Here is a 19,758-nt window from a genome sequence, read left to right on the forward strand (position 1 = left end):
TTGAAAATTATGGGGTCACCCAGCTTTTAAAAATTATTCAATACTTTATGGTCGGTAAATGTTAAAGCTGGGCTAGGATAACGCTTCTTTAAGCAATCATCGCTACTATAGTCATAATACTCGCGTCTTCCGGATTGTCGATAGTTTCCTCTTTTCAAAAAAGACTGGTAAGTCATGGGCTTACTATTCGTGTGGACGCATATTTAAATGACTTCTTGGTAATTAAAACCGCAACATCATGGCAAGACAACCCAAAAAATCCGTAACGCCCAAGAAAACGACCAGAAAGCCGCGTAGGCGTGCGACTCGCAATAAAAAGCGCCCGGAAACTCATCGCCGTTTCGGGTGGTTTAAAAAAATCCTGTTATTAGGCTTTGTATTTTCTGTATTTATATTATCCAGTTACATCGGTTATTTGGATTATAACGTTCGTAGGCAATTCGAAGGCAAGCGTTGGGCGATTCCGGCGCGTGTCTATGCTAATCCGGAAGAGCTTTATGCCGGATATAGAATGAACATCGCCGATTTCGAAAAGCTTCTGCAGCAATTGAGATATCGTCAAGATTCTCAGTTATCTTCCGAAGGGACCTATTATCGGTCGGGATTGTTTATCAATGTTAAAACCCGTGCGTTCGATTTCTGGGACCAATCTCAGGATAGTCGTGCATTGCAGATTCGATTTTCACCGGGTGAAATTTCCGATATCTCCGATTTATCGGGCAAGGGGGCGGTTGCTGTTGCTCGTTTGGACCCCATTCAGATAGGCAGCTTTTATCCGACTCGTAAGGAGGACCGGGTTTTGATTAAACTATCGGAAACTCCGGATACCTTGATTCAAGGCTTGCTCGCGACAGAAGATCGTGATTTTTATAATCATTACGGTATTTCGATCAAAGCGATACTGCGGGCGATGTTGGCGAATATCAGGGCGGGCGGCATTGTTCAAGGCGGTAGCACGATCACCCAGCAATTGATCAAGAATTTTTATTTGACGTCCGAGCGAAGTTTTTGGCGTAAGATCAACGAAGTATTTATGTCGTTGATCATCGAATATCGTTACGATAAAGACGAAATTCTTGAGGCCTATCTCAATGAAGTCTATCTGGGGCAGGATGGGGCCAGCGCTGTCCATGGTTTCGGCTTGGCGAGCGAATTCTATTTCGGCAGAAGCCTAAAAGACTTACCCTTGGCGCAGATGGCGACTCTAGTCGCATTGGTTAGAGGCCCCTCTTATTACGATCCGCGTCGGCACGCCGAACGTGCATTGAAGAGGCGGGAGTTAGTACTCGATAAAATGCATGAGCAAGGTTTTATCACGTTAAAACAGGCTGAAGAAGCGAAAAACCAGCCGCTGGAAGTGATGCCGCAAACCCATCGTGCGGTCAATCGTTATCCGGCTTTTATGGACTTGGTCAAGCGTCAATTGCAGCAAGAATACAAAGACGACGACCTGACTTCCGAAGGCTTGAGAATATTTACGACGCTCGAGCCTCGAGTGCAAAACGCCGTGGAAAAATCCTTGGCCGTAAAAATGCGCGAACTCGAAAAAAATCCTCGCGCGAATGAATTGGAATCGGCAGTGATCGTGACGCGTCGGGAAGGCGCGGAAATTGTTGCGATGGCGGGAGGCAGGGATAAAACCTCGGCCGGTTTCAATCGGGCTCTGGATGCGGTGCGCCCGATAGGGTCGTTGATAAAACCGGTGGTGTATCTTACCGCGTTGGAATATCCGGCTAAATATACGATAACGACTCCGGTCAGCGACACTCGGATTACTGTCAAAAGCGGCAAAAGCAATTGGACGCCGAAAAATTATGATAATACCGAACATGGCGAAGTGCCGCTGCATAAGGCATTGACGAATTCTTACAATCTCGCGACCGTTAGAATCGGCATGGATGTCGGTATCGCAAGAGTGGCAAAGACCTTAAAGGATCTGGGCGTGAATCGATCTGTCGATTTATATCCTTCTCTGTTGTTGGGGGCCTCGCCGTTGTCGCCTTTAGACGTCACGCAAATGTATCAAACCCTAGCAGGAGACGGCTTCGTCACGCCGCTTAGAGCTATACGCGGCGTGGTCGACGGCAACGGCAAGCGCTTACAAAGTTACCCGTTTAACGTGCGGCAATCGGTCGATCCGGCGGCGACTTATATTACCAATACCATTTTGCAGGCAGTGATGACTGACGGTACCGGCAGATCGGCCTATAATTATTTGCCGAGAGACTTCGGGTTGGCCGGCAAAACCGGAACGACCAATGAATTGCGAGATAGCTGGTTCGCCGGTTTTAGCGGTGATTATCTGTCGGTCGTATGGGTAGGGCGAGACGATAATAAACCTTCGGGATTAACCGGGTCGACCGGTGCGTTAAAGATTTGGTCCGACGTGATGCAGCAGATTTCCAGTATTCCGGTCGTTTTGACGCCGCCGGATAATGTCGACACGGTTTGGATCGACCCGTACACAGGGTTATTGGCTAATCAGGACTGTGAAAATGTCAGGCAATTTCCTTTTATTCGCGGATCGGCTCCCACTAGCAGCTCGCCATGTGTACAAACCGAGGAGGAAAAAGCGAAGGATTGGTTTCAGGATTTTTTTAAGTTTTAGCGTACTATAATCATAGTAACGCTCATGAAGGCCTGTTTATCACTCCGGTAAATGAAAGTTCGAGGCGTGGGGAGGGCGCGGTCACTCGCCCGACAGGACGCCGTGTATACGTCCATGTAGGCTCGACGGCGGAATCTGATTACCATGGATGGCATGAATGCAGATGGGTGTGTTTCCCAAGCCGGAGCTTGGGAAACAGCTAAATGGCGGGGCTGGAAGGCTGGCTTCGTCTGCGCAGGCAGGCAAAGTCAGCACTCCAGCGGCAATAATGATGATGACATATGCTGTTAATGGTTAGTAACGCATTTGAATTGATAACGCTGTATCTTCAAGTCCTTCATGCTCTTCATGGTAAAAAATAAATGACATTTTTTGGAATCAGCACTCGCTATGAATAAAATCCCATTGGGTATCAGTGGTTGTTTGCTTGACCAACCCGAAGAAAAAGAAGTGGTTAATCGCGATAGTGTGATTAGCGAAGTGCTCGAGAGTTTTTTTGAATGGAAGCCGTTTTCGGACGAAGAAGAAAAGTCCTTGCTTGTTCAGGATGCTTCGGCAATTTACGATTCCGGCACGGATAAGATGGCTGTTATCTGCGGTTATATTATGAAAAGACCGGAGCAAGCAGTTACAAAAACGGGTGGTGCTATCGAGGGTTTGGCGATCGAAACATTGAGAATCATGCATCGATTTCCGTTGGTGCCTATCGAAGAATCTATCCGGCTACAAGATCCTTGTTTACGCGATCTTTTTTTCAAGCGGGTTTATGTTATGTATCGCTGGCAAAGGTTGTTGAAAGAAGGTCTTAGCGCCCGTGCCTTGATAGATTTTCATGCGAGGCATAAATTAATCATCATGAGTCACGGCGACTATCGGGATCTCGGGCAATTATTGGCTGGCTTGAGCAAAGACAATTTAACCGAGATTGCCGATCAATATATTTTGCAGCTGATGAGCATGTTGTTGACGATGCCGACCCGGGCTAATCACGTCAATGTTTTGCAACATATTCAAGGACATTTAAAAAAAGACATCAGCCGCGACGATAAAGCCGAACTGTGCGAATTGATCGACAGTTATCGGAACTACGAAGTACCTCTCATTGCTCCAATAATCTTGTTGAAGCATCATTTTCGAAAATCGCCGGATCCCTATATTCAATCGTCGTATTATTTTTCCCCTTATCCGAGCGCATTGGGTTGTGTTAGTCCTTAAAAAATGGCTATGTTCGCGTTAATAGTCGAAGCGAATGCTACGCTAATTTCGAAACTTGGAGGCTGTAGGGTACGCTGTGCGTACCGTAGGGGGCTCATCCGCAGCTAATGTGACCTTAATGTGTTGTTCTGCGCCGACATTAGGTACGCGCATCGTACCCGTACCCTACAATTCACTTTGGATTTTCAAGTGTTTTTGGCCGTGATAGGGGTTTTAAATTTTTACCGCATATAGAGCCATTTGTTTGGGCAAAATGTAAGAATTAGGCTCTTGGCTAATTTCTGTGCTTCAGTTTTTTAATCTCAAAATAGCTTGCAAATGGTTGGTGATCATAGCTTATAAAGCGCCAGCTGTAGGGTGCGCATCGCGCACCTGCGTCGGGACTTGTCGTCGGGTTCGGTGCTGTAGGGTGCGCGATGCGCACCTTACAGTGCTACAGAATTTAGGATTATCGATTTTCTGATCAATACCTAATATGATGTCGATATGGTTTTCTCAATTGTCTTTCGACCATTCCTCTGCTTTGAATTCGGCATCGAGCGGTGTGTCCATGACATGATTGGCGTAGTTGCTGAGTGTCTTCATCGTAACGCCGAGAATGACTTCCAAAACGTGCTTGTTCGAATAACCGGAGGCGGTAAACGCGCTCAAGGCCTGTTCGTCGATAAACCCGCGATTTTTGACCACGCTCCGGGTAAACTCTGCCAATGTTTGCAGTTTGTCATCGGGGATGGGATTTTGTTCGCGTAACGCATCAATGATTCGAGCATCGGCCTTGACCATATTTTTGGCAATGATCGAGTGCGCGGCGACGCAATAGGTGCAGTCATTTTCGATGCTGGCGGCGACTAAAACGATCTGGCGCTCCACCGGGCTTAGCGAAGTTTTGTCGAAGATCGAATTCAGCGTCAGATAGGCTTCGAGCGTTGCCGGCGCTTCCGCCAATTCGCCCAATAAATTCGGAACGAAGCCGAATTTTTGTTGCGCGCCGGTCAATATTGGCCGGGATTCGACCGGCGCTTGTTCGATTGAATGGATTTTGAATAAAGACATTAGGGATCTCCGGATTAAAATAATTAACAAACCAGGCCGCTAGCTTAGGATTTAGTCGCAAATAACTTCCTTATTTTACGGAGGGTTTGGTTGCTCGATTGGCAGGTGTCGGCGGCAGGGCAGATTTTTGCTCCTGCAAAATCTGCATTCATGCCATCCTTGGCAATCAGCTAGCCGCCGTCAAGCCTACATGGACGTATTCACCCAGCACCTAAATTCCATAGCTCATTGGCTATGGTTAACTATCTTGGATAATTTAGGTGCTGGGTTCACGGCGTCCTGCCGAGCGAGTTACCGAACCCTCAACAAAGCGCATAGCTCCAAGACGTTATTTATCACGAAATCCTTACCGTCTGCCGGACAGCAATACGGTTAATGCTTGGCGGCCGATTTCGGTATGGCGCTGCAATACCGATGCCTACAGAGTAAGCAATCGGCACCGTGCATGCCATGCCCGGAATTCCGGTGTTTTTGTTCGATCGTTCGGGAGGCTTTTATGGATGTGTTGACTTCGCTCGTCAACGGCTTGAATTTACATGCAAAATTGATTTATTCCGGCGGCGTGTGCGGGCGTTGGCTGATGGATCACAATTCGGATCGATCCGTTTTTTTTCATATGCTCAGCAAAGGCGAGGGTTGGGTTTACACTTCGAAATGGGACGCTCCGCTGTTATTGGAAAAAGACGACCTTATTTTATTTTTACCGCATTCGGATGAACATTTTCTTTCCTACAGCAAGGAACATTTGCCGGACACGATGAGCGATACGCAGCTCACGCCCTGGGCGGACGGGGAGGCAGGATTCGTGTGCGGCGAGATCGAATTGGGAATGCCCGAATCCTTGATATGGCGCGCCTTACCGCCGGAAATCGTGATCAAACGAAGCCAGGCCGGTGATACGTTAACTTGCTTGATCAAGTTGATCGACATGGAAGCGTCCGCGCCGCGATTCGGCAGCAGCTCTGTCGTCGAACGTTTATGCGACAGCATATTCATCTTGGCAATGAGGCATTGCATTGAGAACGAGCTTGTCGATCGAGGCGTGTTTTCGGCAATGCAAGACCGAAGATTAGCTACCGTCCTGAATTTGATTCACGAACAACCTTGGAAGCCTTGGACTATCGCCGAGTTCTGCCGCCGCGCCGGCATGTCGAAGACCGTGCTCGCTGAGAAATTCGCGGCGTCCATCGGCGCATCACCGATCGAATATCTCGGACAATGGCGCATGCAGATTGCGTCGCATTGGCTGAGGGAGCCGGGCATGACCATCGAACGCGTGGCCGAACGTTGCGGCTACGAATCGGTGCCGGCTTTCAGCAAGGCTTTCAAGCGGACCTTCGGGAAAACGCCGGGGGCCTATCGCCGAGAGGGTCCTGGTGAGTAAGTTATAGTAGTGGGTCTGATCGATCTCTAAGCGGCCGGCGTCAAGCCATTCTGCATTTTTTCTGTAAGGAAACCGCTGTTGCAACCGACTGAAAAATATACTCACCAACTATTGAGATTCAAGCCATGAAAACGACAAGGAAAACACGATGAAAGCCCCGAAGTTAATATTGATTGCTGTGATCGCGATGCTGATCGGCGCCTTTTTTTATTTCGGATATTCCGATTTTTTGACCCTGCATGAGCTGAAAACGCACCAGGCCGCGATCGAAGCCCGGATCGCTGCGCAACCAGTCGCCACGGCCTTTGTTTATGCACTGATTTATGTTCTGGTCACGGCCCTGTCTCTGCCCGGTGCAGCGGTGATGACCCTGGCCGGAGGCGCGCTGTTCGGCTTACTCTGGGGTACCGTGATCGTATCGTTTGCCTCGACGATCGGCGCGGCCCTGGCTTTTCTAGCCGCGCGCTTTTTGTTTCGCGATGTCGTCAAAGGCCGCTTCGGTTCGGCGATACGAACGATCGATGCCGGCATCGATCGAGACGGTCCGTTTTATCTGTTCACGCTACGCTTGATTCCGTTGTTTCCTTTTTTCATGATCAATCTGGTGATGGGCTTGACTGCCATTCGCCTGTCGACATTTTACTGGGTCAGTCAAGTCGGTATGTTGGCCGGCACTTTGGTCTATGTCAACGCCGGCACTCAGCTTGCGGGGATCGAATCGTTATCGGATATTTTGTCGCCGGGCTTGCTGGGTTCGTTCGCGTTATTGGGCCTTTTTCCGTTACTGACCAAGAAAATCGTCGAGCATATACAAGCCCGGAAAGTCTTCGCCGATTGGCCGAAGCCGGCGCATTTCGATAACAATATCGTCGTGATCGGCGCCGGTTCCGGCGGCTTGGTGACCGCTTACATTGCTTCGGCGGTCAAAGCCAAAGTCACCCTGGTCGAAAAACACAAAATGGGAGGCGATTGCCTCAATACCGGTTGCGTGCCGTCAAAAGCTTTGATCCGCTCGGCAAAATGGCTGGCCCAGCACCGGCGCGCCGAAGAGTTCGGCATCAGACAGAGCAGCGCCGATTTCGATTTCGCCGATGTGATGGCGCGCGTGAAATCGGTCATCGAAAAGGTCGAGCCGCACGATTCGATCGAACGCTATACCGAACTCGGCGTCGAGGTCGTGACCGGCGAGGCGAAAATCATCTCGCCCTGGGAAGTGCGGGTCGAAACGGCCGAAGGCAGTAAAACGTTGACGACGCGAGCGATCGTCATAGCTGCGGGCGCCCGCCCGTTCGTGCCACCGATACCCGGCATAGACAGCATCGAACCGCTGACGTCCGACAACTTGTGGAACTTGCGCGAATTGCCGAAACGCTTATTGGTACTCGGCGGCGGACCGATCGGCTGCGAATTGGCGCAATGCTTCGCTCGTCTCGGAAGCCTTGTGACTCTGGTGGAAATGGCGCCGCGCCTATTAGCCCGCGAAGACCCGGAAGCCTCGGAAGCGGTGATGGCAAGTTTTAGACAGGATGGCGTCGATTTGAGATTGGAACATACCGCGAAGGAATTCATCATCGACAACGGCGAAAAAATCCTGATCGCCGAATACGACGGAAACACGGTCCGCATTCCGTTCGATCAAGTGCTGGTCGCGATCGGACGGGCCGCGAATATCGAAGACTACGGCGTCGAGGCACTGGGCATTGCTCTGTCGCCGCGCAAAACCATAGCAACCGATCCGTTTCAGGCTACCAATTATCCGAATATCTATGCGGTCGGCGATGTGGCAGGTCCTTATCAATTCACTCATGTTGCCGCGCATCAGGCTTGGTATGCCGCCGTCAATGCCTTGTTCGGCACGTTCAAGAAATTCCGTACCGATTATTCGGTGATTCCGTGGTCAACCTTCACGGACCCCGAAGTCGCGCGGGTCGGCCTAAACGAGCAAGAAGCCGAGCAGCAAAACATTCCCTATGAAGTCGTGACTTACGGTATCGACGAACTGGACCGAGCGATCGCCGACGGCGAGGCGCACGGCTTCGTCAAAGTGCTGACCGAGCCCGGCAAGGACAAAATCCTCGGCGTGACGATCGTCGGCGAGCATGCGGGTGATTTACTTGCCGAATATGTATTGGCGATGAAACACGGCATTGGCCTGAACAAGATTCTTGGCACGATCCATATCTATCCGACTCTGGCAGAAGCCAACAAATACGCGGCCGGCGCCTGGAAGCGCGCGCATGCGCCGGTTTCGGTGTTGAATTGGCTACGTCGCTATCATAGCTGGCGGCGCGGGTGATCCGGTTTTTAAGCTGTTGACAAACAGGGGGGCAAACCAATGACCGGTCAAATTTCGACAACGAAAAAATGCCCGCCGGTCGGCGCGCCCGCCTGGATGGCGACATTTGCCGACTTGATGTCGTTGCTGATAGTGTTTTTCGCGCCTTGCCAAGCAGAGCTTGGCAAGGCGCGAAAGGATTCGCCAAAGTGGGAGCAACGCCGTCGTCGCGACTATCGAAGCCACGGGCACTCGGCAGCCATGGTTGTCATCGAAGCCCCGTCGCGTCAACTGTCACCGTTCACAATCCCAAATCACTCAGACTGGCGTGATCGTCAGGTCGGCGGCCCAGTGGCCAATGGAACAGGCGTTGCTCCACCTCGATCGGCAGATCGTTGATGCTGGCAAAGCGTCGTTGCATGAAGCCTTGCGGATTGAATTCCCAATTCTCGTTGCCGTAACTGCGGAACCAATGACCGGAATCGTCGTGCCATTCGTAGGCAAAGCGCACCGCGATACGATTATCGGAAAACGCCCAGAGTTCCTTGATCAAGCGATAATCCAATTCTTTCGCCCATTTTCGTTGCAGAAATTGCCGCACCTGTTCGCGGCCTTGCGGAAATTCTGCGCGGTTGCGCCAGACCGTGTCTTCGGTATACACCAGCACCACGCGCTCCGGATCGCGCGAGTTCCAGGCGTCTTCGGCCATACGCACTTTTTGTGTCGCGCTATTGAAGGTAAAGGGCGGAACGGGGGCTTTGATTTCTTGAGTCATGATGTTTCTCCGTTTGATGGGTGTATGAACAGTCTTGGATAGGCTGCTTGGGTTTGATAGACTGACCGCGGCAAGCTTAACATTAAGCGGACTTCATGACAGTTGCCGGATAGTGACGTGTCGTGTCGTATCGTATAGCATTATCATTTACTCTCCTTCGGTTAAATGAAACTTTCAAATTGCACCCGTTCGTCGGCGATGCCGAGCCGGCGGGCGCTTTGACGAACGCTTTCGATTAGGCGGGTTGGGCCGCAGACATAAATGACGGTTTCATCGGATAGACGACCGAGCAAAGCCGAAACGTCCAGCCGGGTCGGATTTTGCGATCGGCTGAAATAAAACCGGCAACGATCGGGAAACCGCCTCTGCAAGTCTTTGACAAAGGCCATTTCGTGCGGAGTACGGCCGGTATAGTGCAATTGAAAATCCATACCTCTCGCGGCCAATGCTTCGGCCATCGCTTTGATCGGCGTAATGCCGATACTGCCCGCAATCAACAGCGCCTGGCGGTCATCGTCGTGCAGCGGGAAATAGTTCTCGGGCGCATCGATGTTGATGCGTATTCCCAGCTGCCAGCAGTCCTGCAATGCGCGCGATCCCCCGTCGCCGTCTTGCACCCGCAATACCGCGATACGATAGCAATCCGGATCGCCCGGCGCGTCGGTCAATGAATACGCACGGCCGGTCAAACTGCCGTCGGGTAGAGCGATCGGTACGCGCAGATGCGCCCCGGCCCGGTAGGCAGGCAGCGGCTCTCCGTCGGCATGGTGCAGTTCGTAAGCGCGAACGCGCGGCGTCAATTGGCGAATTCCGCTAATGGTCAACGGCAATGCGCCGGTGCCCAATGTGCGAGGGATTGGCTTTTCCTCCGCTACGGGTTGGCTGCGAGCTTGAGCCAGCAGAGCTTCGACTTGTTTCTGATTGTAGCGTGGCGTGATGTATTTCGGGCAATTCCAATCGAAGGCCTCGACTCGAATCACGATGCCGCGCTCGACCGGAGCGCGAAAATCGGGCGACTCCAGCTTGGCCAGCAATTCCGGCTCGGCGCGTTCGTCGACAACGCGTGCCCGACCCCAGATTTTCAGGCGTTGCCGCCCTGGGTAGTCCATCAGCAGCAGACTAACCCGGTCGTCGCCGCGTAAATTGCCGACCGAAATGTACTGGCGGTTGCCGCTGAAATCGGCGTAACCGATGTTCCGTTCGTCCAATACTTTCAAGAATCCCGAAGGTCCTCCGCGGTGCTGAACATAGGGCCAGCCGGTCTGGTTCACCGTGGCTTGATAAAAGCTGTCGCGCTCGGCAATGAACGCTTGTTCGAAGGTGCTCAGCGCCACCGTTTCGGCTTCGCCGAGTTCGGTCGCTCGATACGCCATACGGCTGCCCATTTCGGCTTGTACTGCTTGTACATCGGGTGTGAAACTGATTTTGGCGAATGCACGGGCCATGGTCTTTACTCCTGATGGGGGATCATTAATGGGTACTCTGGCAAAGTTATCTGCTGTGTTGAATAGGCCTAATTTGCAATAACATATTCCATTCAGTGTAATAAACCGGGCATAAGTTCGTCCTTGTGCTTCGCCCGGTTCGGGGTTAAGCGGCCTGTTTCAGCGTCACTTTCGGGAAGTCGACATCGACCCGGCTGGCTTTGCCCAAGATATTGGTCATGAAATTCATGCCGACGTGGGTGATCACCTCAACGAGGTCGGCCTCGCTGAACCCTACATCACGCATGGACTGCAACTCGGCATTAGTGACCTCGCCTTTATGCTCGACCAAGGCGCGGGCGAAACGGACCGCCACCGCCGCTTTGGCGTCCTGGCTGGTACCGGCCCGATTGGCTTCAATTTCCGCCCCGTTCAAACCGGATTTACGGCCGATGGCAGTGTGGGCGGACAGGCAGTATTCGCATTCGTTCTGTTGCGCCAGAGCCAGCGCGATGCGTTCGCGGGTAGCGGCGTCCAACGATCCGTGGCCCGCGATGTGGTGCAAACCGAGAAAGGCTTTCAAAGCATCCGGCGAGTGGGCGAACACCCGCAAGAAATTCGGTACCATGCCCAATTGGCTGTGGATGGCTTCAAACAGTGCGCGTTGTTCGATATTGGCGGTTTCGTTGTTTACTGTAGTTATACGGCTCATATGTGTTCTCCAAATAATGTAAAGAGACTGTCGTATGCCTGAGCAGAATTAAACAGGCGAGTACAGTGTGTCTTATTGCACAAAAAAGAAGAATACCTATAATTATCAATTTACTATTACGTAAATTGGAATTATCAATGGATAGGTTGCATTTAATGAGCGTGTATGCCGCGGTGGTCGAAGCCGAGGGCTTTGCCGGCGGCGCGCGCAAGCTGCACATGTCGCCGCCCGCTGTGACGCGCGCGGTGGCGGCATTGGAGGAACGCTTGGGTGTTAAACTGCTGAATCGCACTACCCGCTATGTGCGAATGACCGAGGCAGGTCAGAAGTATTACGAAGACGCCAAGCGCATCATCGCCTTGGCCGACGAAGCCGACGACGCGGCGCTAGGCGTCAATGCCGAACCGCGCGGCCAACTCACCGTCACTGCCTCGGTATTGTTCGGACGCTTGTTCGTCATGCCGGGCATCGTCGAGTATTTACGCCGCTATCCGGGAGTGGAAGTGAATGCGCTGTTCGTCGATCGGGTGGTCAATATGCTCGAAGAAGGCGTGGACGTTGCAATTCGCATCGCCGAATTGCCGGATTCGTCGTACCGGGCGCTACGGGTCGGATCGGTAAGACGAGTGTTGTGTGCATCGCCGGAATATCTGGCCGAACACGGTATTCCGCAAACGCCGGACGATTTAGCCAAACATCGCATCATCCTGGCGCGCGGCTTGAATCCTAACAATGAAATGCGATTTCAGCACGATGGTCAAACTCAGACGGTCAAGTTGCAACCGTTATTGAGCGTCAGCGACAACGACTCGGCGGCCGGCGCGGCCATGGCCGGTTTGGGTATCACCCGTCTGCTGAATTATCAAATCGCCGAGCCGTTGCGGACCGGCAAACTGAAAATCGTACTCGGCGAATATGAAAGCCTGCCGGTTCCCGTCCATATCCTACACCGCGAGGGCCGCCATTCGTCGGCCAAAATCCGTTCGTTCGTCGATCTAATAGCAGAGCTTTTGCGTGCGGAATTGGCGCTGAATTAACGGGCAACTTTTACTTTCGCCGGTACGTATCGGGCCATGCGCGGAAATGGCGTTCCAAACGTTCGCCGAAAGCTTGCATATTCAGCCTCGCGCCCCGCTGATGTATGCCGCAGTCAACTCATGCGCCGGTTGCGCGAAAATTTGTCGACAGCGGCCGAATTCGATCAGGCGGCCTGCGCGCTCAGTGACCCAGAACAGACCGGCATAATTGGCGATACGCCGAGCTTGGGCCAGATTGTGCGTGACGATGACGACCGTGTAGCGGCCGGCGAGGCTTTGAATCAAATCCTCGACCATGCCGGAGGATATCGGATCAAGTGCGCTGCACGGTTCGTCCATTAGCAACACTTTAGGACGTAGAGCCAGCGCACGGGCAATGCATAACCGCTGTTGCTGACCGCCGGACAGCGCCATCGCGGGATCGCTTAGACGATCCTTGACCTCATCCCATAAACCGACATCGCGCAACACCTGGTAAATCCTTTCGTCGAGCTCGGCCTGCTTGCGCATGCCGTGTTCGCGCAATGGCAGTTCGATATTGCGGCGTATCGAAAGCGGGAACGGCGTGGGATTTTGAAAAATCATGCCGATATCGCGGCGAAGCTGCCTCACGTCGGTCCCGGGTTCATGAATATCGTGTCCTTCGAAACGAATCGTACCGCTGATGCGGCAGCCGGCGATCATGTCGGTCAAACGATTCAGCGCAGACAGTAAACTGGTCTTGCCGCATCCTGACGGCCCGATCAATGCGGTAATACAGCCCCGGTAAATATTGATCGAGACGGCTTCGAGCGCTGGCTTGCGTCTGTAATTCAGCGATAAATTTTCGACGGTAATGACCGGTTCGGGAACGCAACAAGGCGCCCCGGCATGCAACTCCCCCAACGTATAGGCGGTGTCCGGACAGGTTGAGACGGTGCTGTGAGAAGAGTGATCGGCGAAAGGTAATGAGGTCTTCATGATGCGGCAATGTTTTGCTTTTGCCAATGCCGGAGCAGGCCAATGGCGGCGTTGTTGATGATTAGTAGAAAAATGATCAAAATCAATGCCGTTGCATGCGCATTGGCATCGCCGCCGGCCACGTTCATCGACAAGTCGTAAATATGGACCGATAGCGCTCGTCCGGAATCGAACAGCGATCCGGGCATGCGGTCGACGTAACCGCTGGTGAAGATTAGCGCTGCGGTTTCGGCGGCGGCTCGGCCGATGCCCAGAAGCAAACCGGCTGTCAACGCGGGCGCCGCGGATGGCAGCAATAAATGCACCAACGCCGAGCCGCGCGTCATGCCCAGCGCGGCGGCCACCATTCGATAGCCGTCCGGCACCGCGCGTAAACCGTCGGCAACGGTGCGGATCAAGATCGGCAAAGTCATACAGGCCAGCGTCAAGCCGCCGGAAACGATCGAAAAGCCGAGTCCCAGATAAACGCAAAAGAAAGCGTTGCCGAACAAGCCGAAAACAATTGATGGAACGCTCGCTAGCACGTCGATGCTGAATTCGACGAAGCGGCTGAAAATACCGTCCGGACGCGTGAATTCGACCAGCCAAACCGCCGTGGCCAACGCCAGCGGCGCGGCGGCGCTCATCGCGACTAAGACTATCCAGCCGGTAGCAATGATGATCGGCCCGATGCCACCGGCGCGGCCGGCATCGCGAGGCGCCTCGAATAAAAAAGCCGGCGATAGTTTCGGCAGTCCCTGGATCAAAAGATCGGTCAACAGCCACAAAAACAAGCCGGAGACCGAGAGCGCGGCACAATAAATCAAAACGGTGGCGGCATTATTTTTGATCATAAAAGTCACGCGCTTTGTACCATTGAACGGTACCGGCCAAAATCAGCACGATACACAGCAAAACCAGGCCCGAGGCGAACAGTGCGGCGCGGTGATCGCCACCTGCGTATGCCATTTCCAAGGCAATGTTGGCGGCTAATGTGCGAACGGGGTCGAATAATCCATGCGGATGTCGTACGACATTACCGGCCACCATCAGCACCGCCATCGTTTCGCCGACGGCCCTGGCCGCAGCCAGTAAAATGCCGGAAACGATGCCCTTACGCGCGGACGGCAACAGGACACCGCTAATCGCGGTCCAACGCGACAAACCTAAAGCCGCCGCGCATCGATGCCGGCTTTGGGGAACGGCGGCCAAGGCAGCATCGGCAGTCAGGGCAACGGTCGGAAGTATCATGACAGCCAGCACCAGAATTGCCGTCAGCAAACTCACTCCCGGCGGTTCGAAGCGTGCGACCCAGGGCGCCAGCGAGGTGAGTCCCCAAAATCCGTAGACCACCGAAGGAATGCCGGCCAACAATTCGATCATGCGGCGGTATCCCGAAGCGAGCCAAGGCGAAGCATAATAGCGCCCGAACAGCGCCGAGCCTATGCCGACCGGCACGGCCAACAGCAATGCGCCAATACTGGCAAGCAGCGTTGCCGACAGCATCGGCGACAAATCGTACAAGCCCTGTGTCGGGTGCCAAGAAGCGTCAAGGATGAGCCGTGCAGGGGAAATGCGGTTGAGCAGCGGTCGTGATTCATCGATTAAAAAAAACAAGATCGACACGGCAACCAGGGCCGCGCTAACCGCTAGGAGACCGAGGATAGCGCCTAGCCGTCGTTCAGCGGAAGATAGGGACAAAGTATTGCGCTTCGATGAGATCATGGACTTGATCGGATTGAGCGAATTCGATGAACGATTCGGCGAGACCGTAAGGTTTACCATGGGTCACCAGGTTCAACGGACGAGACAGCGGAAATGAGCCGTTGCGCACATTGTCGATAGTAGCTTCGGCATCGTCGAGAGGCAACAATTTAATCGGTGCGCCGTGTTCGGCTTCGTACGCGGCGCTGCCGATCGACACATAGCCGATTGCATTGGCGTTGCCGGCGACCGTTTTGATGCCTTGCTGATTGTCGCCGATGATCACATGCGATTTGACATCGGTGCTTTGCAAGCCGAAAAATTGCAAAAACAGTTCCAGCGTCGAACGCCCCTCGGCCTTGTTGACCACGGTAATCGGCGCATCGGTACCGCCGACATCGCGCCAATTGTTTATTTTGCCGGTAAAGATTTCGACGATTTGCTTCCGTCCGAGCGCCGGAACCGGATTGATTTGATTGATGATGAGCGCGATGCCGTCCAGTGCGATAGTATGCGCAAGCAGATCGCTTTCATCGGCTTTCAATGCTCTGGACGCCAAGCCGATATCCGCCAGTCCGGTTCTTGCGTCGCCGATGCCGCGTGACGAACCGCCGGATTGGACGTCGATACGCGCGCCCGGATGCAGCATCTCGAAGCGTTTGCCGATTTCGGCGGCCAGCGGCGCTATGGTGCTTGAACCCGTCAGTGTCAGTTTTTCGACTGCTGGATCGATCCGGAACGCATCGGGAGTCGATACGGTCCACCCGATTGCCGCCAGGACGGTTAAAACAAGTATGATGAAACCGGTGTTTTTCATGGACAATTCCTTCAGGTTCGGTTTGGTTTTAAATCTTAACTTGGATTCAAGTCGAAAGTGTAATCAAAGTTCATAAAGCTGGGCATGCCGGTAGCTCAATCCGGCATAATCGTTAGAACTTGCTTAATTTGCATTTCAACATCGATCGGTAAGAAAGAAGTAATGTCCAGATCGCGGTCTTCGTAAACGTCGATACCGGGATGATCCCCTTGCCGGTGTTCGATCGCCAGGTCGCGTTGCATCAATAACCATTCCACTTGCGGCCTGAACAATTTTAGCAAATGGGTAAGCCAAATGTTTACCGGCCAGGACGGATAGGCATGATCGATACAAAAAATATCCAGCATGGCAATGATGTCCGATGCCCGGTACCAGGTTTCACCCGTGACCCAACGGTTGGTCGTGAACAGACCGGTCGGAAAGCCGTAACTGTCCATTGAAACGGCGACTATATGGGTAAGCGCATTTTCGCCGGCCGGCCAGGCGATATCGCCGTCATGAGAAATGGGGGACATACCTTCCGGCATGCCGGGTTGTCTAATGAAAGTGTGTATATGGCCATGTTCGCTACTGTTCCGCCGATGAGCGTGATAGTAATACTGGCTATGTGTCGCATCATCGAATACGTCGTTTTTGGGGTAGTGTTCCAGTTCGTAAAATGTGCCTTGATCTTTCAACAATTCGCCGACGATATTGAGTCCGCCTTTACTCAGAACACGGTAGCATTCGAGGATACGAGAACCGGCATCGGCCATGATTTCGATTCGACGATCACCCAACTTGGCGAAATCGAAGGTCGGATGAATGCCGGGCATTATATTTTTAATCGGGAAAGATGTTATGGACATGATGAACGAAAAAAAACCGGTAAAGCAACTACCAACTTTACCGGCCGGATGGGTAAATTATCTTGCAGCGCAAGGATTTCTAGCCGCGCAAGGATTACGGGCAGAGCAAGGATTTTGCTGAGCGGAACGAGATTTGGGCGAGCAAGCTCCGCACATCATCGCGCAGCCGCCAGTGCCTAGTGAAAGTGAAACCATGGCAGCGGAAAGTAAGGCTTTTTTGTTCATGTGTAAGTCCTCTAAATGATTAAGATTATGTATTTTTTTGTGTTTTCAATGACTGTCCGCCGATTCGAAGCGGATCTGCAATTTAGTCGTCGGTGCAAAGTTTTCCTTACAATTGTATGAAAATAAATTCAAATGGAAGTCGTTAGGTTCGTCAGCCACTCAGGAGCATGGGTCAATACCCAAGCTTCGAAGCTTTTATCCAGGTAGGTCAGAATCTTAATGCCCAGTATTAGCAGTAAAGCCCCCAGTAGCCATTTACCGGTTTTGCTGATGGCGGATAATTAATCAAAGGCAAACCCCCGGCAATGCCGGGTGGTTCTCAACGATTCGACCTATACGGCGGTCAATGAGATTCTCCGATGCTCAACCAGAAGTTAGGAACGGGTAAAAATCCTGCGTCTGTTGCCTAATTTATAAAATGCACGTTCCTTAGTAACTTGTCAGATAAGTTTTTACACTTTCGGCAAACTGAAGCATCTTGCTAATCAGGAAACTTGTTCCGCTCGGGCATGACCTGGCTCTGCTGTCCTTGGAGACCGATGAGCGTGCCGATATCAAGCTGGATGCGCCGGTTTGGCTTTGGGACGAGAGACTTCGCTATCGACTGCTCTAGAACAATCCCACCGCGGTTCGCCATTACATATCGAACTGCGCCGATTCGAACAACGCTTCGAGACGGCTGACCGGTCGCATGTGATCATGACAATCAGAATTCAAGTGCGAGACAATCACGGCCGGCGAACGCAACGGATTTTTTGATTGGCGGCAATCAACCACGACATCGGATGCGGCAGGGGCCATCGCGGCGTATATGGTATTGCTGGAACGCGTCGAAAGGGATATCGAGGATTGGCTACGGCATCGCAACAGCGAAGCCTTGTAGCACGGATGGAGAACGTCGCAATACCGGAGTTTCGGCTTTTTTGTGCCGGATTCTTACCCGGTAAGGATTTCGTGATAAATAACGTCCTGGAACTCTGCGCTTTGTTGAGGGTTCGGTAACTCGCTTGGCAGGACGCCGTGAATACGTCCTTGTAGGCTTGACGGCGGCTTTCCCTGCCGCCGACACCTGCCAATCGAGCAACTGAACCCTGCATAAAATAGGGAAGTTATTTACGGCCAAATTCTAAGTTGTAAGTATTCAGCCATTCGAACGACCAAATTGTATTCACGGTGGATTCGTTGTCACCCACGTTTCTTTTTTTATGATGCGCTCGATAGTGGAGAAAGCCAATGGCCAATGCAGCCGAAGGGTTTGTTCAATGCCTTGAAAACGAAGGCGTCAATTATATCTTCGGCATTCCTGGAGAGGACAATCTGCATGTCATGGACGCCTTGCTGGATAGCCCCATTCAGTTCATAACCGTGCGTGATGAGCAGGGAGCCGCGTTCATGGCCGATTTTTACGGGCGCTTGACCGGCAAAGCCGGTGTTTGTCCCGCGACTTTAGGACCGGGTGCCACCAATTTAATCACCGGTTTTGCCGATGCTAATACGGACCGTGCGTCGATCGTCGGTATCCCAGATCGAGGAGCTAGGACGCGTTTGAACTAGTTTCCCGCTACTGTGCGATGATGATGGAGCGGGAAAGCAACCCGGAAATTATCCGTAAGGTGTTTCAGGAAGCGCAAGGCCACAATTCCGGCGGCGCATTTGTTTGTTTACCGGAAAATATAGCCGCCGAAATGGTGGAGGATACGGATCGGCCACTGTCAATGCGCCGGCCGGCGTTGCCCAGGCCGACCGAGGCCAGTATCGATTATGCTGTGCGGTTGATTCACGAATACTAACCGCCGAGGAGACGGTCATGAATCAAAAAACACAATCCCTGCTGTTAAGTGTGCTGTTGTTATGGATAACCGCGTGCACGGCGCAAAGCAAAAACGGTTTCGATCTTACCGGATCGCTGGTGCCGCCGAGTGAAATATTGAGCGGCGGTCCCGCCAAGGACGGCATACCTGCTATCGACAAACCGCGTTTCGTGGAAGCAGGTCGAGCGGATTTTTTATCGAACGATTCGCGTGTCTTGGGCATGAGTTACCAGGGGGGTCGCCAAAGCTTATCCGATCGATATTCTCAATTGGCACGAAATCGTCAACGACCGATTCGGCGACGAGCCGGTCGTCATTACTTTTTGTCCCTTGTGCGGCAGCGGCATGGCCTTTTCGGCAATGTTAGACGGCAAGCTACATACGTTCGGCGTTTCCGGTCTTCTGTATAATAGCGATGTGCTGCTCTACGACAGGCAAACCGAATCGCTGTGGTCGCAAGCGATCGCGGGACATTACATAGGACGACGTTTTACCGATTTGCCGGTATTACACACTACTTGGCAGGATTGGCGCGAACGCCATCCGGATACGATGGTGTTGTCCGTCGATACCGGTTTTCGACGCGATTATAGCCGAGGGCCGTATGAAACTTATTTGAAAAGTCCGCAAATCATGTTTCCGGTTTCAGCAGTCAGCAAACGTTATCACCCGAAAGAGGAGGTGCTGGGTTTGTCGATAGACGGCGTCGCCAAGGCTTATCCGTACGTTGAATTGGAAAAAGGCCCCGCGACATTTGACGACACGGTCGGCGGTAAAGCCGTAACCATTCGCTATGACCGCCGGCATCGCAGCGCCGAGGCGCTGGACGAGCAGGGCGAGCGTCTCTCAGGTGTCAGAACCTTCTGGTTCGCTTGGTATGCATTCAATCCGGACACCGAAATTTATACAACCCCAAAAACCCGATAGAGGG

At 52.6% G+C, this 19,758-nt stretch carries 21 protein-coding genes; 11 read left to right on the forward strand and 10 right to left on the reverse strand.

The window, feature by feature from the left end:
- Nucleotides 1-238: 238 nt before the first annotated feature.
- Nucleotides 239-2,608: a penicillin-binding protein 1B gene (gene mrcB / locus ACINK7_RS07590; protein ID WP_404360726.1), complete on the forward strand. Its 2,370-nt coding sequence runs from the start codon at nt 239-241 to the stop codon at nt 2,606-2,608.
- A gap of 390 nt (nt 2,609-2,998) precedes the next feature.
- A complete protein-coding gene (locus ACINK7_RS07595; protein WP_404360728.1) occupies nt 2,999-3,823 on the forward strand; it encodes a YbgA family protein in 825 nt (274 codons plus the stop codon).
- 495 nt (nt 3,824-4,318) lie between these two features.
- Here ACINK7_RS07595 and ACINK7_RS07600 read toward each other — a convergent pair whose 3' ends face one another.
- Entirely contained in the window at nt 4,319-4,876 is a 558-nt protein-coding gene (locus ACINK7_RS07600; RefSeq protein WP_404360729.1) for a carboxymuconolactone decarboxylase family protein, read from the reverse strand.
- A 496-nt stretch (nt 4,877-5,372) separates the two neighbouring features.
- Between ACINK7_RS07600 and ACINK7_RS07605 the strand changes: the two genes are divergently transcribed.
- From ACINK7_RS07605 to ACINK7_RS07615, 3 genes are all read left to right on the forward strand, one after another.
- On the forward strand, nt 5,373-6,260 hold the full coding sequence (locus ACINK7_RS07605) for an AraC family transcriptional regulator (protein WP_404360730.1): 888 nt from the start codon (nt 5,373-5,375) through the stop codon (nt 6,258-6,260).
- Between the two features lie 148 nt (nt 6,261-6,408).
- Nucleotides 6,409-8,556, forward strand: a complete 2,148-nt coding sequence (locus ACINK7_RS07610; RefSeq protein WP_404360731.1) for an FAD-dependent oxidoreductase — start codon at nt 6,409-6,411, stop codon at nt 8,554-8,556.
- A gap of 96 nt (nt 8,557-8,652) precedes the next feature.
- On the forward strand, nt 8,653-8,934 hold the full coding sequence (locus ACINK7_RS07615; RefSeq protein WP_404361424.1) for a hypothetical protein: 282 nt from the start codon (nt 8,653-8,655) through the stop codon (nt 8,932-8,934).
- On the opposite strand, the gene ACINK7_RS07620 is transcribed toward ACINK7_RS07615, so the two are convergent.
- The 3 genes from ACINK7_RS07620 to ACINK7_RS07630 form a co-directional block, all read right to left on the reverse strand.
- Nucleotides 8,837-9,310, reverse strand: coding sequence for a DUF1348 family protein (locus ACINK7_RS07620; RefSeq protein WP_404360732.1), 474 nt, complete (start codon nt 9,308-9,310; stop codon nt 8,837-8,839). The two genes, ACINK7_RS07615 and ACINK7_RS07620, sit on opposite strands and share 98 nt — an antisense overlap.
- 161 nt (nt 9,311-9,471) lie before the next feature.
- Nucleotides 9,472-10,755 carry a pyridoxamine 5'-phosphate oxidase family protein gene (locus ACINK7_RS07625; protein WP_404360733.1) on the reverse strand — a complete coding sequence of 428 codons (1,284 nt, stop codon included), beginning with the start codon at nt 10,753-10,755 and terminating at the stop codon, nt 9,472-9,474.
- Nucleotides 10,756-10,900: 145 nt separating this feature from the next.
- Complete coding sequence (locus ACINK7_RS07630; RefSeq protein WP_125218932.1) at nt 10,901-11,446, reverse strand: carboxymuconolactone decarboxylase family protein; 546 nt, start codon at nt 11,444-11,446, stop codon at nt 10,901-10,903.
- A 137-nt stretch (nt 11,447-11,583) separates the two neighbouring features.
- Between ACINK7_RS07630 and ACINK7_RS07635 the strand changes: the two genes are divergently transcribed.
- The gene (locus ACINK7_RS07635; RefSeq protein ID WP_404360734.1) at nt 11,584-12,483 is read left to right on the forward strand and encodes a LysR family transcriptional regulator; all 900 of its coding nucleotides are present in this window, start codon (nt 11,584-11,586) and stop codon (nt 12,481-12,483) included.
- 81 nt (nt 12,484-12,564) lie between these two features.
- Here ACINK7_RS07635 and ACINK7_RS07640 read toward each other — a convergent pair whose 3' ends face one another.
- The 5 genes from ACINK7_RS07640 to ACINK7_RS07660 all read right to left on the reverse strand — a co-directional run bounded on the left by ACINK7_RS07640 (nt 12,565) and on the right by ACINK7_RS07660 (nt 16,791).
- Entirely contained in the window at nt 12,565-13,443 is an 879-nt protein-coding gene (locus ACINK7_RS07640; RefSeq protein WP_404360735.1) for a phosphate ABC transporter ATP-binding protein, read from the reverse strand.
- Nucleotides 13,440-14,276: a phosphate ABC transporter permease PstA gene (pstA, locus tag ACINK7_RS07645; protein WP_404360736.1), complete on the reverse strand. Its 837-nt coding sequence runs from the start codon at nt 14,274-14,276 to the stop codon at nt 13,440-13,442. Before pstA ends, ACINK7_RS07640 begins: the two co-directional genes overlap by 4 nt.
- The gene (gene pstC, locus ACINK7_RS07650; protein ID WP_404360737.1) at nt 14,263-15,147 is read right to left on the reverse strand and encodes a phosphate ABC transporter permease subunit PstC; all 885 of its coding nucleotides are present in this window, start codon (nt 15,145-15,147) and stop codon (nt 14,263-14,265) included. Before pstC ends, pstA begins: the two co-directional genes overlap by 14 nt.
- A complete protein-coding gene (locus ACINK7_RS07655; RefSeq protein WP_404360738.1) occupies nt 15,104-15,943 on the reverse strand; it encodes a phosphate ABC transporter substrate-binding protein in 840 nt (279 codons plus the stop codon). Before ACINK7_RS07655 ends, pstC begins: the two co-directional genes overlap by 44 nt.
- Nucleotides 15,944-16,038: 95 nt before the next feature.
- Nucleotides 16,039-16,791 carry a DUF6969 family protein gene (locus ACINK7_RS07660; protein ID WP_404360739.1) on the reverse strand — a complete coding sequence of 251 codons (753 nt, stop codon included), beginning with the start codon at nt 16,789-16,791 and terminating at the stop codon, nt 16,039-16,041.
- On the opposite strand from ACINK7_RS07660, the gene ACINK7_RS07665 reads away from it, so the two are divergent.
- On the forward strand, nt 16,790-16,912 hold the full coding sequence (locus tag ACINK7_RS07665; RefSeq protein WP_404360740.1) for a hypothetical protein: 123 nt from the start codon (nt 16,790-16,792) through the stop codon (nt 16,910-16,912). The genes ACINK7_RS07660 and ACINK7_RS07665 overlap by 2 nt on opposite strands.
- Nucleotides 16,913-17,494: 582 nt before the next feature.
- The gene (locus tag ACINK7_RS07670; RefSeq protein ID WP_404360741.1) at nt 17,495-17,629 is read left to right on the forward strand and encodes a hypothetical protein; all 135 of its coding nucleotides are present in this window, start codon (nt 17,495-17,497) and stop codon (nt 17,627-17,629) included.
- Nucleotides 17,630-17,652: 23 nt separating this feature from the next.
- On the opposite strand, the gene ACINK7_RS07675 is transcribed toward ACINK7_RS07670, so the two are convergent.
- Nucleotides 17,653-17,817 (reverse strand): hypothetical protein, encoded by a 165-nt coding sequence (locus tag ACINK7_RS07675; protein ID WP_404360742.1) that lies wholly within the window; start codon nt 17,815-17,817, stop codon nt 17,653-17,655.
- A 432-nt stretch (nt 17,818-18,249) separates the two neighbouring features.
- Here ACINK7_RS07675 and ACINK7_RS07680 point away from each other — a divergent pair, with 432 nt between their 5' ends.
- The 3 genes from ACINK7_RS07680 to ACINK7_RS07690 all read left to right on the forward strand — a co-directional run bounded on the left by ACINK7_RS07680 (nt 18,250) and on the right by ACINK7_RS07690 (nt 19,754).
- Nucleotides 18,250-18,570 (forward strand): thiamine pyrophosphate-binding protein, encoded by a 321-nt coding sequence (locus ACINK7_RS07680; RefSeq protein ID WP_404360743.1) that lies wholly within the window; start codon nt 18,250-18,252, stop codon nt 18,568-18,570.
- A gap of 17 nt (nt 18,571-18,587) precedes the next feature.
- Entirely contained in the window at nt 18,588-18,806 is a 219-nt protein-coding gene (locus tag ACINK7_RS07685; protein WP_404360745.1) for a hypothetical protein, read from the forward strand.
- Nucleotides 18,807-19,106: 300 nt separating this feature from the next.
- Entirely contained in the window at nt 19,107-19,754 is a 648-nt protein-coding gene (locus ACINK7_RS07690) for a DUF3179 domain-containing protein (RefSeq protein WP_404361425.1), read from the forward strand.
- The last annotated feature ends 4 nt before the right edge of the window (nt 19,755-19,758 follow it).

The sequence above is a fragment of the Methylotuvimicrobium sp. KM1 genome (assembly GCF_044788715.1).
Lineage (GTDB): Bacteria > Pseudomonadota > Gammaproteobacteria > Methylococcales > Methylomonadaceae > Methylotuvimicrobium.

Excerpts from the sequence above, each read along its gene's own strand:
- ACINK7_RS07665 (WP_404360740.1), top strand. The coding sequence starts at position 16,790 with ATGATGAACGAAAAAAAACCGGTAAAGCAACTACCAACTTTACCGGCC.
- ACINK7_RS07685 (WP_404360745.1), top strand. The coding sequence starts at position 18,588 with ATGATGATGGAGCGGGAAAGCAACCCGGAAATTATCCGTAAGGTGTTT.
- ACINK7_RS07610 (WP_404360731.1), top strand. The coding sequence starts at position 6,409 with ATGAAAGCCCCGAAGTTAATATTGATTGCTGTGATCGCGATGCTGATC.
- ACINK7_RS07635 (WP_404360734.1), top strand. The coding sequence starts at position 11,584 with ATGGATAGGTTGCATTTAATGAGCGTGTATGCCGCGGTGGTCGAAGCC.
- pstC (WP_404360737.1), bottom strand. The coding sequence starts at position 15,147 with ATGATCTCATCGAAGCGCAATACTTTGTCCCTATCTTCCGCTGAACGA.
- mrcB (WP_404360726.1), top strand. The coding sequence starts at position 239 with ATGGCAAGACAACCCAAAAAATCCGTAACGCCCAAGAAAACGACCAGA.
- ACINK7_RS07600 (WP_404360729.1), bottom strand. The coding sequence starts at position 4,876 with ATGTCTTTATTCAAAATCCATTCAATCGAACAAGCGCCGGTCGAATCC.
- ACINK7_RS07605 (WP_404360730.1), top strand. The coding sequence starts at position 5,373 with ATGGATGTGTTGACTTCGCTCGTCAACGGCTTGAATTTACATGCAAAA.
- ACINK7_RS07640 (WP_404360735.1), bottom strand. The coding sequence starts at position 13,443 with ATGAAGACCTCATTACCTTTCGCCGATCACTCTTCTCACAGCACCGTC.
- ACINK7_RS07620 (WP_404360732.1), bottom strand. The coding sequence starts at position 9,310 with ATGACTCAAGAAATCAAAGCCCCCGTTCCGCCCTTTACCTTCAATAGC.
- ACINK7_RS07630 (WP_125218932.1), bottom strand. The coding sequence starts at position 11,446 with ATGAGCCGTATAACTACAGTAAACAACGAAACCGCCAATATCGAACAA.
- ACINK7_RS07675 (WP_404360742.1), bottom strand. The coding sequence starts at position 17,817 with ATGGCCCCTGCCGCATCCGATGTCGTGGTTGATTGCCGCCAATCAAAA.
- ACINK7_RS07595 (WP_404360728.1), top strand. The coding sequence starts at position 2,999 with ATGAATAAAATCCCATTGGGTATCAGTGGTTGTTTGCTTGACCAACCC.
- ACINK7_RS07680 (WP_404360743.1), top strand. The coding sequence starts at position 18,250 with ATGGCCAATGCAGCCGAAGGGTTTGTTCAATGCCTTGAAAACGAAGGC.
- ACINK7_RS07615 (WP_404361424.1), top strand. The coding sequence starts at position 8,653 with ATGGCGACATTTGCCGACTTGATGTCGTTGCTGATAGTGTTTTTCGCG.
- ACINK7_RS07625 (WP_404360733.1), bottom strand. The coding sequence starts at position 10,755 with ATGGCCCGTGCATTCGCCAAAATCAGTTTCACACCCGATGTACAAGCA.
- ACINK7_RS07660 (WP_404360739.1), bottom strand. The coding sequence starts at position 16,791 with ATGTCCATAACATCTTTCCCGATTAAAAATATAATGCCCGGCATTCAT.
- ACINK7_RS07655 (WP_404360738.1), bottom strand. The coding sequence starts at position 15,943 with ATGAAAAACACCGGTTTCATCATACTTGTTTTAACCGTCCTGGCGGCA.
- pstA (WP_404360736.1), bottom strand. The coding sequence starts at position 14,276 with ATGATCAAAAATAATGCCGCCACCGTTTTGATTTATTGTGCCGCGCTC.